General features: G+C 60.9%; 9 protein-coding genes and 3 pseudogenes. 6 read left to right on the top strand and 6 right to left on the bottom strand.

The window, feature by feature from the left end:
• Positions 1-13 precede the first annotated feature (13 nt).
• From JG743_RS31570 to JG743_RS31550, 5 genes and pseudogenes are all read right to left on the bottom strand, one after another.
• Positions 14-400 (bottom strand): 3'-5' exonuclease, encoded by a 387-nt coding sequence (locus JG743_RS31570; protein WP_244673014.1) that lies wholly within the window; start codon positions 398-400, stop codon positions 14-16.
• Between the two features lie 80 nt (positions 401-480).
• Positions 481-1272, bottom strand: a pseudogene (locus tag JG743_RS31565) (nucleotidyl transferase AbiEii/AbiGii toxin family protein); the annotation flags it as partial.
• Positions 1273-1353: 81 nt separating this feature from the next.
• The gene (ltrA, locus tag JG743_RS31560; protein ID WP_202295506.1) at positions 1354-2868 is read right to left on the bottom strand and encodes a group II intron reverse transcriptase/maturase; all 1515 of its coding nucleotides are present in this window, start codon (positions 2866-2868) and stop codon (positions 1354-1356) included.
• A 617-nt stretch (positions 2869-3485) separates the two neighbouring features.
• Positions 3486-3710, bottom strand: a pseudogene (locus JG743_RS31555) (nucleotidyl transferase AbiEii/AbiGii toxin family protein); the annotation flags it as partial.
• Positions 3703-4296, bottom strand: coding sequence for a DUF6088 family protein (locus tag JG743_RS31550; RefSeq protein WP_202296318.1), 594 nt, complete (start codon positions 4294-4296; stop codon positions 3703-3705). The gene JG743_RS31550 and the pseudogene JG743_RS31555, both read right to left, overlap by 8 nt.
• Before the next feature lie 464 nt (positions 4297-4760).
• Here JG743_RS31550 and JG743_RS31545 point away from each other — a divergent pair, with 464 nt between their 5' ends.
• The gene (locus tag JG743_RS31545; protein ID WP_202296316.1) at positions 4761-5060 is read left to right on the top strand and encodes a hypothetical protein; all 300 of its coding nucleotides are present in this window, start codon (positions 4761-4763) and stop codon (positions 5058-5060) included.
• Positions 5057-5488, top strand: coding sequence for a PIN domain-containing protein (locus JG743_RS31540; RefSeq protein WP_202296314.1), 432 nt, complete (start codon positions 5057-5059; stop codon positions 5486-5488). Before JG743_RS31545 ends, JG743_RS31540 begins: the two co-directional genes overlap by 4 nt.
• 164 nt (positions 5489-5652) lie before the next feature.
• Here JG743_RS31540 and JG743_RS34465 read toward each other — a convergent pair.
• Positions 5653-6211: pseudogene (locus JG743_RS34465) on the bottom strand (IS110 family transposase); the annotation flags it as partial.
• 371 nt (positions 6212-6582) lie between these two features.
• On the opposite strand from JG743_RS34465, the gene nifH reads away from it, so the two are divergent.
• From nifH to nifE, 4 genes are all read left to right on the top strand, one after another.
• Positions 6583-7476 carry a nitrogenase iron protein gene (gene nifH, locus JG743_RS31530; protein ID WP_010913608.1) on the top strand — a complete coding sequence of 298 codons (894 nt, stop codon included), beginning with the start codon at positions 6583-6585 and terminating at the stop codon, positions 7474-7476.
• A gap of 104 nt (positions 7477-7580) precedes the next feature.
• On the top strand, positions 7581-9086 hold the full coding sequence (gene nifD / locus JG743_RS31525) for a nitrogenase molybdenum-iron protein alpha chain (protein ID WP_202296312.1): 1506 nt from the start codon (positions 7581-7583) through the stop codon (positions 9084-9086).
• 131 nt (positions 9087-9217) lie between these two features.
• Positions 9218-10759 (top strand): nitrogenase molybdenum-iron protein subunit beta, encoded by a 1542-nt coding sequence (gene nifK, locus JG743_RS31520; protein ID WP_202303120.1) that lies wholly within the window; start codon positions 9218-9220, stop codon positions 10757-10759.
• Between the two features lie 59 nt (positions 10760-10818).
• Positions 10819-12309, top strand: coding sequence for a nitrogenase iron-molybdenum cofactor biosynthesis protein NifE (nifE, locus tag JG743_RS31515; protein ID WP_202296310.1), 1491 nt, complete (start codon positions 10819-10821; stop codon positions 12307-12309).
• Position 12310 lies beyond the last annotated feature (1 nt).

The raw sequence follows: 12310 nt of genomic DNA, 5'->3' as shown, positions 1-12310 counted from the left end.
CACTTGTCGACGGCTACGCTCTTGCACGGAACGGGGTGCCGAACCTTCGCCCGCGGCCGGTATCGACGTAACCGGAATACAGCATATGGATCTCGTCGCGGGCCCGCGTCAGGCCAACATAGAACAGCCGTCGGCTTTCGCGTCGCGCCGCCGGCTGCTCGTTGCGCCAGGGCAAACCGCCCAGATCGAGTCCCGCCATGATCACGACATCATATTCGCAGCCCTTTGCCGAGTGCGGCGTCAACAGATTAAGATGGAGAGGCGACGCGTCGCGTCCACCGAGGCTCGCCAGATCCAGGTCGGCGAGCGGCCCGCCGACAGCGAGCGCCGCCGACATGCGCACCACCTGTTCGCGTTGATCGGCGAGGCTTGGCTCTGCCGCCATCAGCGCATCGAGCATTCCCGGCCGCAGCGCGCCGATTGGCGAAGTTTGTAATTTTGACCCGCGAAATTCGCACGGCGCCGTCCCCCCAGTTTTTTCTATTCGCGGACGCAGTTGGCTCGCTCGGCGATATCGGCACATCGCGCCATCAGCGCTTCGAAAGGCTCCGCGTCTTCCAGAAGAAGCCCGTCGTCGACCATGCGGGCGTAGTCCTCTTCAAGCGCCTTCAGACCATCGCCTGCGGGCACAAGCCGCAGACCGCCGTTGACAGCCGCCGCGTAATCGATGGGCGTTCGATCGGGCGCTTTCTCGGCGAAGAACATGGTCTTGTGGCGCGCCACTGCGTTCGCCAGATCGCGATCAGCAAAGGCGGACGCGGTAAAACCGGTTTCGTCCAACCGCGCGACATCGTGCCAGTGACGAGCAAAGCGATCGCCGCCCAGGCGCTCCTGCAGGCAGAAGACATGGATGGCCGTCGCCTTCTCCCAGAAGGTTCGCTCCGCATGCATCACGCGTGGACGAGCCGTGGGAAAGGTCACGCCCTCGATCAGGCCAGAAGCGTCGCAGGCGATGTCGCGCAAGCTCGCCGGCTCGCCCGTCGATCGTGCTCCGAATTCGAGCATCACGCTCGGCGCCACATAGCCGGAGCCAGCCGTCGCGGCTTCGTAATCGATGAACAGCTTCTCGCCCTCGACGCGGATGGCGGCCGCCAAAGCTTCAGCCGCGAGCGCATCTGCGATGATCGGCTGAACGCTTCCTTCAACCCAATTTGGCAGGCGCTTGCGCACCTCGCTGGACCAGCGTTTTTCCTCGCTACGGGTCTCCGGCAACGCTTCGCCGTCGTCGCCCACCAAGTCGGGTGCAATCGCCCGGATGTCGTATGTTAGGTGTAGAGTAGGTGGCGAGCGCGGTACCGCCTTGCAGCGGTCCGTTTCTCACCACCCCTCGCAGAACCGGACGTGCACCTTTCGTTATGCATCCGGCTCGCCAGAAGACGTGGCGAAGTTTGGCGTTCCCATCCACGCCAGACGAAACCGGCAGACGGGAGTCCACGCGAGCATATACTGCTCGACGGACCCATCACGCCACAGTCTCACCGTCGGACGGCGACTGCTGCGTTGTCGGCCTTTTGCGATTTCGCTCGCGTTGGCGTTTGGGCGAACTTTCCGCTGCCAGCGCCAGAGCCGATCCCCGGTGTACCAGTCGAGGCTGGTGAACACGTTGCTGGCTCCGTAGCAGAAACGGAAGTAATTCGCCCATCCGCGCAGGATGGGATTAAGCTCCTGAAGCTTTGCGCCAAGGGTGCCTCTCGCGCTGGTGCGCCCGGTACACTCCTTGACTTTGTGACGGAGATCGAGGGACTTGGTCTTCGGGATTTGTACGCGTGCACAATATCCGTAGCGCCCGTCCCATTCCATGACGAAGCGGAATCCGAGGAACGCGAACCCGTCCGTCATTGCTGTGATCTTCGTCTTTTCCGGTGACAGCTCGAGGCCTGTCGTCTCCTGCAGGTATTTTGCCAGCGCGGATTTCTCCGCAATAGCCTCTTCCTGCGTACCGGAGACCAGCACCACAAAGTCGTCCGCATAGCGTACGGGGAAACACACGCAGTGCCCTGCTTTGCGATCCCACAGACGTCTACCCGATGCCGCCGAGAGTATCGATTGTCGTGAAGACCTCCCCGTCGGATCAGGATGCACCCACCGTTTATATCTCTCCTCAATCGCGCTAAGCGCAATGTTGGCGAGCAGCGGTGATATGATCCCACCCTGCGGGGTTCCGGCTTCCGTGCGGAAGAATTGCTCCTCCGTCAGCACGCCGGCTTTCAGGAACTGCCCGACCAACCGTACCACCCGCTGGTCGGCGACGCGTTTGCGTAGCCGTTCCATCAGATAGTGGTGGTTGATGTTGTCAAAGCAGCCCTTGATGTCTCCCTCGATAACCCAAGGATATGGCATCCCGTGCCTCCGGGTATCCCCGCCGCGTTTGTGCGACTGAGCAGCCCGGCGGATATGCTCCAAGGCGCCGTGCGTGCTCCGTCCGGGCCTGAACCCATAGGAAACATGCCAGAATTGCGCCTCGAAGATTGGCTCCAGAAGTGCTTTGACCGCGCTTTGTACGACGCGGTCCTTGACCGTGGGAATGCCCAAGGGCCGGAATTGCCCCGGTTTACCGGCTTTGGGAATGATCTTGCGTCTCGCCGGACTCGGCCGATATGCGCCGGAGCGCAGTTCGTCCTGAATCCCGGCAAGGAAGCGTAGCTCTCCTTTCTTCCGGATGCGTCCCACGGTCATCCCGTCTACCCCGGCGGTGCGCCCGCCTTTGTTGGTGGACACACGACGCCAAGCGTGACGAAGCATGCGCGAGTCTGTCAGCCAGCCCCACATGTCCCGCCACTGGTCGTCGGGATTCGCCTTACTCCACTGATACAGTTTGCGCTGAACGCCGAGTACCCAAGCTTTATCAGCCTGATGATCCGTGTCCACAGATCACTCCTCCGTCATGCCAACCGATCATCTTCCTGCCTCCCTTCGCCATGTGTCCGGCTTTCCCGGACCCGGACTACTACGGAGGCTCCGCCCTTGAACGCGCCCGTCTCCGGTCGTCGCGGCTAGCCCGGTTCCTGCCGGGCAGACGGTTCAAGTTCCCGTGTTCCGATTTTCAACCTTCGTGCCTGTAGGTGGTGCGCTATACCCCTGGCGATACGGAGAGTGGGCTGAAGGAACTCGCCCACTCCGAGCGCGTATTTCTCGCACCCCTCAGCAGGGAACATTGAGCCCTGCCATGTCTGATCGCGCTGTTTGTCTCCCCCGCCATCACGCTTGGGAAACTTCTCGGATATTCAGAGGCTTCTATCACGCACTTCGTTGTCTCACCGTGAGCACTGCGGTAGCCCGGCCCAGAAGTGATGGCTTCCGTCCGGTACAGTTCAGACCGATCTGCTTATGGCACCGAACCGGCGACACCCGGTCCAGCTTTTCGGTCCCCTTCCTTTCGTTGTTCCGACGAAAGGGACGGCATTACAGCCGTCGGTCGAAAATCAGCAAAGCTAGGAAAGGTTCTAACTATGTCATACTACCCTCCCGCGCCGTCACGGCGCACCGACGTCCTCGGAAAACCGCTGGATAACCTGATAGGCTTTGGACAGCGACGTGCCGTCCTTGAACACCAGATGTTCGCCGAGCGCCGAGCCGTAAAGGGTGGCGAGCGCCCAGACCACCCACACGTCCTTCTCGAGGAGATGCGCCGGCCGGCCGGACCGATCGGCCGCGACGCCGAGCGCCTCCCGCCGATCCTCGATCGGGAGGTGGAGAAAGGGATCAGCCATGTGCGGCCTTGCCCACGCTGCGCGCCATCCAGGTCGGAAGCTGCGGCGCTACCGCGACCAGCTCGCTGAAGGCGCCCGGCGGGAGTTTCCGCTTCAGTTTCTGGAGGGCGGCCTCAGCCTTCTCCGGCCCAAGCCAAGCCAACGCTCGCACCGCCTCGCCAGCGGGCCGATGCGCCATGGCGAGCTGCCAACGAGGCGCGTGGCGAAGCTCGACGACCTGCTTGCCGAGGCTCATCTTCCGGGTGCGGCCGGAAGTCAGATAGACCGACCGGACCGGCACCTGTGTCGTGAGACCGAGGGTGTTGGCGGCAACGGCCCCACTCGGGACGATGATCTCCCCGCGCTGGCTGGCAAGCGCCTCGATCGCTTGCTCCACGGAGGGAGCCCGGGTGCCGAACCTGCTCGTGACCGGAAGGAGATAGACGCCGCGACCCGCCCGGATCAACTGCGTCCGCTCGGCTAGACGCAACAATGCCTGATCCACCGCGGCGCGATTCCCGAGGTGAAGCAAGCTCTTAGCTGCGACCGGCGTGCCCTCTGGCAGCCCTTTCGCGTGCGCAAGAATCTGTTCGGTCAACCGTTGCATGGCCATGCTCCTGTCAGAAATGTATGCAATTTTCTGACAGTTTTCAAGGCGGGCAGCGACGGGCACCTGCACGACGGAACCCGTCCAGCAGGCGTTGTGGACAATCATCGCCGCGCGAATCGACCAATCCCTGTTTCGCGCCGTTCGCCGAACGAGCCTCGCCCGTCCTGGGGCCGACGCCCTCTGGTCGGCGCCGAGATATTTCTCTTGTCAGCGCAAAAAATCCGACGCTGGTCAAAAAGTACCGTCGCGTAACATATATCGCGCGTCCCCACCGATGCCATTCAACCGAAAGAGAGCACTGCCCGGACTGCCTGCACCTTGATCAAACCCAGTATTCTGGTTATATTACTGGAAATGAGAAATGAAGACTGTCTTTTTATTTAGATCTGTATGTTCCTTCTTGTTGTAGTTATGATGTATGTCGAATGTATTATGTATGTGTGTTGTAGTCGGAGGCAACTATGAGCAGATCGCAAAAACGCGCCATTCAAAACTATCGATCTCGCCTCAGCGAGCGCGGCTTGGCGCGCTTCGAGGTGCTTGGCCGCGATGCCGATCGCGACCTCATTCGATCTTTGGCTCGCCGCCTGGCCGAAGATGGACCGGATGCCTCTAGCCTGCGCGCTGCTGTCAGCCAGACCATCGCCGGCGAGCCACCCAAGCTCGGCGGGATTCTCGCCGCATTGCGTCGTTCGCCGCTCGTGGGAGCTGACCTCGATCTTTCCCGCCCCCATGAAGAGGGGCGGAAGATCGACCTTTGACACGCTACCTCCTCGATACCAACATCATCAGCGATGTCGTCAAATCGCAGCCTTCGGAATCGCTCCTGGCATGGATGTCGAGACAGCCTGACGAGGATTTGTTCATCGCTTCGCTGACCGTTGCGGAAATTCTTCGCAGGGTTCTGGAGAAGCCGCGCGGGAAAAAACGCGACGCACTCGACAACTGGTTCTCTGGGCCTGAGGGGCCGCAGGCGCTGTTTGCGGGCCGCATCCTCTCGTTCGACGACAAGGCAGGGCTGATCTGGGCGCGGCTGATGGCAGGAGGAAAACTGGCCGGCAAGCCGCGCAGCGGGCTCGACATGATCATCGCCACTGTCGCCGGAGCGAACGAGTGCGTGCTGGTAACGGATAACGAAAAAGACTTTGCCGGGCTCAAGGTCGTCAATCCGATACGCGGAGCGGTCTGATGCGGCGGCGGGTTAAGGAATGCTCGGGAGGGCAAGATGGCTGAAACTCAGATAGAGTGGACAGAATCCACTTGGAACGCTCGCGGATTTGGCTGATCCCCGCTCCTTCAGCGCGCCAAATCCAGCGGGACGAGCTCCCAGATGATCTACAGCCAAGGGAGGGTCTTCTCGAGCTCGGCGATCTTCTCGCTGTAGATGGCGATCTGCTGGAGGTAGAGACGACCGACGTCGCGGACGATCGGCTGGATGAGGCCTTCCTCGTCTTCGATTGCATCCGCAAGGCGCTTCACGTGGGCCGGGCCGTGTGGGGCGACGACCCCGTGCTTCGGCGAGGTGGCCGCGCAGGGCGTTTATCAGCTGCGTGCGCTGGCGCACCAAGAGGTCGCGCGTGCGGAAGATCATCGACCGCGCCTCTTGCTCCTCGGTTTTGACAGCCACGAAGCGCATTGTCGGCCTGAGGGCCGCTTCCGCGTGCCGCTTTACAAAGGACTTCACATAGACCGGCGGCAGGAGCCGGACCGCATGCCCGAGCCCGCCGATCGTACGCCCCCAGTCGTGGGCGGTCGCGCTTCCATCGCCACCGTGCACCGGGGCTGTCCGGCGAGAAACGGCAGCAACTGCGCGCGACAGCTTCTTGCGAAAGACAACCTTCCCGTCACTCGCCGCGCCGTGAACCTGGAAGACCCGCTTTGCGAGATCGATTCCAATGATGGTAACTTCCATGGATGCCGTCTCTGTCTTGGTCGATTCTGGCAATCACCAAACTGGCACATTGCGATGGCGTCGGGAGGGGGCATCTACTCCATCAGATTTTGACAACTAGCTTCTTTCCGGGCTCCGCGGCCGACGTCTCACTCAACGCTATCCGACATCTCCTGTCGCCTTTGTCGGGCCCGCGACACAAGTTTATTTAGCCAATTTAATATTTTTGCCAAATGTTAAACAGCTGAAAAGCAATCATAAAATTTCTTCTTCGATCCAACCAGCCAAATTGGCACGAGTTTTGAAACGATTGGTGCGGGGCGGCGGGATCTGCCGACCGGCATTCAAGTCGCGGGTAGCCGCTATGGATGGAAAGAAGGAAGGAAAGCAACATGTCAGGCCTGCGTCAGATCGCATTCTACGGAAAGGGAGGCATCGGCAAGTCCACCACCTCTCAAAATACGCTAGCCGCCCTGGTCGACCTCGGACAGAAAATCCTGATCGTCGGCTGCGATCCCAAAGCCGACTCCACCCGCCTGATCCTCAACGCAAAGGCGCAGGATACCGTTCTGCATCTCGCCGCCCAGGAAGGTTCTGTGGAAGACCTTGAACTCCAGGACGTGCTCAAGATCGGCTACAAAGACATCAAGTGCGTGGAGTCCGGCGGCCCCGAGCCGGGTGTCGGCTGCGCCGGCCGCGGCGTCATCACCTCTATCAACTTCCTCGAGGAGAACGGCGCCTATGACAATGTCGACTATGTCTCCTACGACGTGCTGGGCGACGTGGTGTGCGGCGGCTTCGCGATGCCGATCCGCGAAAACAAGGCCCAGGAAATCTACATCGTCATGTCCGGCGAGATGATGGCGCTCTATGCCGCCAACAACATCGCCAAGGGTATCCTGAAATATGCCCATTCGGGCGGCGTGCGGCTCGGCGGGCTGATCTGCAACGAGCGCCAGACCGACCGCGAGCTCGACCTCTCCGAGGCGCTGGCCGCCAGGCTCAATTCCAAGCTCATCCACTTCGTGCCGCGCGACAACATCGTCCAGCATGCCGAACTGAGAAAGATGACGGTAATCCAGTATGCGCCGGACTCCAAACAGGCAGGGGAGTACCGCGCGTTGGCCGAGAAGATCCATGGCAATTCGGGCCAGGGCACCATCCCGACCCCAATCACCATGGAGGAGCTCGAGGACATGCTGCTCGACTTCGGCATCATGAAGACGGACGAGCAGATGCTTGCCGAGCTTCAGGCCAAGGAAGCGAAATTGGCCGTCGCTCAGTAATCGCCGCTACCGACAGGGGGCGCAGACCGTGACCTGACGCCCCTTTCTACGAAACAAGGCCTCGTCGGCGAGGCGTTACCCGAACCTTGAAAGGGGCAGGTCCCATGGGCCTCGACTATGAGAATGACGGCGCCTTGCATGCGAAGCTTATCGAAGACGTGCTGTCCCAATATCCAGACAAGGCGGCGAAGCGTCGCAAGAAGCACCTCAGTGTCGCAACGAGCAAGGACGAGGCCGGAGGGGAGGGCAAGGGCCTTTCCGAATGCGACGTCAAATCGAACATCAAATCCATTCCGGGCGTGATGACAATCCGCGGCTGCGCCTATGCCGGCTCCAAGGGCGTGGTGTGGGGTCCGGTCAAGGATATGGTCCACATCTCGCACGGGCCGGTCGGCTGTGGGCAATATTCCTGGTCGCAACGCCGCAACTATTACGTCGGCACGACGGGCATCAACACATTCGTGACAATGCAGTTCACCTCCGACTTCCAGGAGAAGGACATCGTTTTCGGCGGCGACAAGAAGCTGGAAAAGATCATCGACGAGGTCGAGGACTTGTTTCCGCTCAGTGGGGGCATCTCGGTGCAGTCCGAATGCCCGATCGGCCTGATCGGGGACGATATCGAGGCAGTGTCGCGCAAGAAGGCCAAGGAGCACGAAAAGACGATTGTACCGGTGCGCTGCGAAGGTTTCCGCGGCGTTTCACAATCGCTCGGCCACCACATTGCCAATGATGCGATCCGCGATTGGGTCTTCGACAAGGACGATGTCGCGTTCGAGTCCGGCCCTTACGACGTCAACGTCGTTGGCGACTACAACATTGGCGGCGATGCCTGGGCTTCGCGAATCCTGCTTGAGGAGATTGGACTTCGGGTGGTCGGCAACTGGTCGGGCGACGCCACGCTCGCCGAGATAGAGCGCGCGCCCAAGGCCAAGCTCAATTTGATCCACTGCTACCGGTCGATGAACTACATCTGCCGGCACATGGAGGAAAAGTACGGCATCGCCTGGATGGAATACAATTTCTTCGGCCCCTCCCAGATCGAGGCCTCCTTGCGCAACATCGCCAAACACTTCGGCCCGGAAATCGAGGAGAAGACCGAAAAGGTCATCGCCAAGTACCGGCCCTTGGTCGATGCCGTCATCGCCAAGTACCAACCGCGCCTCGAAGGCAGGACGGTGATGCTCTATGTCGGCGGCCTGCGCCCCCGTCACGTCATCACTGCCTACGAAGACCTCGGTATGGTGATCGTTGGCACCGGCTACGAATTCGCCCACAACGACGACTATCAGCGCACCGGCCATTACGTGAAGAGTGGCACGCTCGTCTATGACGACGTCACCGGTTATGAGCTGGAGAAGTTCATCGAAGGCATCCGCCCGGATCTCGTTGGCTCCGGTATCAAGGAGAAGTACCCGGTACAGAAGATGGGCATCCCGTTCCGCCAGATGCACTCCTGGGACTATTCCGGCCCGTATCACGGCTATGACGGCTTCGCCATTTTCGCCCGCGACATGGATCTGGCCATCAACAACCCGGTCTGGGATCTCTACCGCGCGCCGTGGAAAAAGATGAAGGACGCGCCGCCGACGGCGGTCGCCGCCGAATGAGGACTGGCCTGCCTCCCTGGCAGGGAGGCCGATAAATGCTTGGGGCGCGCTCGATCCACGCGGGATGCCCTTTAACGCTTTGATGTCTCTGTGCTGCCGCTTGCCGCGGCCAGATGGAAAAGGTGACCACCATGCCGCAATCGGCCGAAAAAGTTCTCGACCATGCTCCCCTGTTCCGCGAGCCGGAATACAGACAAATGCTTGCCGAGAAGAAACTGAATTTCGAATGTCCGCACCCTGATCAGATCGTCACCGATCAACGCGAATTGACCAAGACTTGGGAATACCGCGAAAAGAACCTCGCTCGCGAGGCGCTCGTCATAAACCCCGCCAAGGCCTGCCAGCCGCTCGGTGCGGTGTTCGCGGCCGCGGGCTTCGAGCGCACCATGTCTTTCGTCCACGGTAGCCAGGGCTGCGTTGCCTACTACCGCTCGCATTTGTCGCGACATTTCAAGGAGCCTTCGTCAGCGGTTTCCTCCTCGATGACCGAGGACGCGGCAGTGTTTGGCGGCCTGAAGAACATGGTCGACGGGCTAGCCAATACCTACAAGCTCTACGACCCCAAGATGATCGCCGTCTCGACCACCTGCATGGCCGAGGTCATTGGCGACGACCTGCGCAGCTTCATCGAGAACGCCAAGAACGAAGGCTCGGTCCCGTGCGACTTCGACGTGCCTTTCGCTCATACGCCTGCCTTCGTCGGCAGCCATGTCGATGGCTACGACGGCATGGTGAAGGGCGTGCTGGAGCATTTCTGGAAGGGCAGCGAGCGCTCGCAAGCCGCTGGGACCATCAACATCATTCCAGGCTTCGACGGATTCTGCGTCGGAAACAACCGGGAACTCAAGCGCCTCCTCGACCTGATGGGTGTCACTTATACCGTCATTCAGGACGCCTCAGACCAGTTCGACACGCCGTCGGACGGCGAATACCGCATGTATGACGGTGGCACCAAGATCGAAGACGTGAAAGGGGCACTCAACGCGGAGGCGACGCTGTCGCTGCAGCATTACAACACCCGCAAGACGCTGGAATATTGCAACGAGGTCGGGCAGGCGACGGCATCCTTCCACTATCCGCTGGGTGTCCAGGCGACCGACGAATTCCTGATGAAGGTCTCGGCAATTTCCGGCCAGGAGATCCCCGAGACAATCCGGATGGAGCGCGGCCGACTGGTTGACGCCATGGCGGACAGCCAGTCATGGCTGCACGGCAAGAAGTACGCAATCTATGGGGATCCGGACTTCGTCTACGCCACGGCCCGCTTCGTCATGGAGACCGGTGGCGAGCCGACACATTGCCTCGCGACCAACGGGACATCGGCCTGGGAGGCCGAGATGAAGGAATTGCTTGCATCCTCGTCCTTCGGCCAGGATGCCCAGATCTGGGCGGGCAAGGATCTCTGGGCGATGCGTTCGCTGCTGTTTACAGAGCCGGTGGACCTGCTGATCGGCAATTCCTATGGCAAGTATCTGGAGCGCGACACCGGCACGCCGCTGATCCGGCTGATGTTTCCAATCTTCGACCGGCACCATCACCATCGCTTTCCCCTCATGGGCTACCAGGGTGGATTACGCGTGCTGACGACGATCCTCGACAAGATATTCGACAAGCTCGATCGCGAGACGAGCGAAACAGGCGTGACGGACTATTCCTATGACCTCACCCGCTAAGCCCGTGCCGGCCTTTCGCCGAGGCCGCCCATGCCCAATGGACTTCGGAGACTGACGCAATGACCTCGCTCAGTGCCAAGATCCAGGACGTTTTCGACGAGCCCGCCTGCGATACCAACCGCGGCAAGGATGCCAAGGCGCGCAAGGAGGGCTGCTCGAAGCCGCTGACCCCCGGGGCGTCAGCCGGCGGCTGCGCCTTTGACGGCGCCAAGATCGTCCTGCAGCCGATCACCGACGTTGCGCACCTGGTCCATGCGCCGCTCGCCTGCGAGGGCAATTCCTGGGACAACAGAGGCGCAGCTTCGTCCGGGCCAACCCTGTGGCGGACAAGCTTCACAACAGACCTCACCGAACTCGACATCGTGATGGGGCAGGGCGAGCGGAAGCTATTCAAGGCGATCCGCGAGATCAAGGAAACATATGCGCCGCCGGCAGTCTTCGTCTATTCGACCTGCGTGACGGCGCTGATCGGCGACGACATCGAGGCCGTGTGCAAACGCGCGGCCGAAAAATTCGGACTGGCCGTGGTGCCGATCAATGCGCCGGGCCTGGCCGGCTCCAAGAACCTCGGCAACAAACTCGCCGCCGAAGCGTTGCTCGATCATGTCATCGGCACGGTGGAACCCGACGACGCCGGGCCCTACGACATCAACATCCTTGGCGAATTCAACCTCTCCGGCGAATTCTGGCTGGTCAAGCCGCTGCTTGATCGGCTTGGCATCCGGGTGCGCGCTTGCATACCGGGCGATGCGCGTTACATCGACGTTGCATCCGCGCACCGCGCCCGGGCGGCTATGATGGTGTGCTCGAGCGCACTGATCAATCTGGCCCGCAAGATGGAGGAGCGCTGGGACATCCCGTACTTCGAGGGCTCTTTCTACGGCATAACCGATACCTCGGAAGCACTTCGCAACATTGCTGAGCTGCTGGTGAGGAAGGGCGCCGATGCGGAGATCCTCGATCGCACGGAGACGCTGATTGCTGAGCAGGAGGCGATTGCGTGGAAGAACCTCGAGGCCTACCGCCGGCGGCTTCAAGGCAAGCGCGTGCTGCTCAACACGGGCGGTGTGAAGTCCTGGTCGGTCGTCCACGCGCTGATGGAGATCGGCATGGAGATCGTCGGCACCTCGGTCAAGAAATCCACAGTCGAAGACAAGGAGCGGATCAAACGGATCCTCAAGGACGAAAACCACATGTTCGAGCAGATGGCAGCGCGCGATCTTTACGCCATGCTCTCAAAACAGAAGGCCGACATCATGCTGTCGGGCGGGCGCACGCAATTCATCGCGCTGAAGGCCAAGACACCCTGGCTCGATATCAACCAGGAGCGCCAACATCCTTATGCCGGCTATGATGGCATGGTGGAACTTGTCCGGCAGATCGACCTCGCCATTCATAACCCGATCTGGGGCCAGGTGCGGGAGCCGGCGCCGTGGGATTGCCAGCCTGACTTGGAGGACGATCTGGCGAGCACGAAGAACGGGACCGCGACTGTGAACGCCTTCAATGAATTCGCCGGCGCGACGGCTCACCGCTTCGGCGACCGTTGAG

Source organism: Mesorhizobium sp. 131-2-1, from assembly GCF_016756535.1.
In the GTDB taxonomy this organism is placed as follows: domain Bacteria; phylum Pseudomonadota; class Alphaproteobacteria; order Rhizobiales; family Rhizobiaceae; genus Mesorhizobium.
The sequence above is the reverse complement of the archived record's forward strand: the minus strand, read 5'-3'. Positions and strand labels throughout refer to the sequence as shown.

Excerpts from the sequence above, each read along its gene's own strand:
- JG743_RS31570 (WP_244673014.1), bottom strand. The coding sequence starts at position 400 with ATGCTCGATGCGCTGATGGCGGCAGAGCCAAGCCTCGCCGATCAACGC.
- JG743_RS31550 (WP_202296318.1), bottom strand. The coding sequence starts at position 4,296 with ATGCAACGGTTGACCGAACAGATTCTTGCGCACGCGAAAGGGCTGCCA.
- JG743_RS31545 (WP_202296316.1), top strand. The coding sequence starts at position 4,761 with ATGAGCAGATCGCAAAAACGCGCCATTCAAAACTATCGATCTCGCCTC.
- nifH (WP_010913608.1), top strand. The coding sequence starts at position 6,583 with ATGTCAGGCCTGCGTCAGATCGCATTCTACGGAAAGGGAGGCATCGGC.
- nifD (WP_202296312.1), top strand. The coding sequence starts at position 7,581 with ATGGGCCTCGACTATGAGAATGACGGCGCCTTGCATGCGAAGCTTATC.
- nifK (WP_202303120.1), top strand. The coding sequence starts at position 9,218 with ATGCCGCAATCGGCCGAAAAAGTTCTCGACCATGCTCCCCTGTTCCGC.
- nifE (WP_202296310.1), top strand. The coding sequence starts at position 10,819 with ATGACCTCGCTCAGTGCCAAGATCCAGGACGTTTTCGACGAGCCCGCC.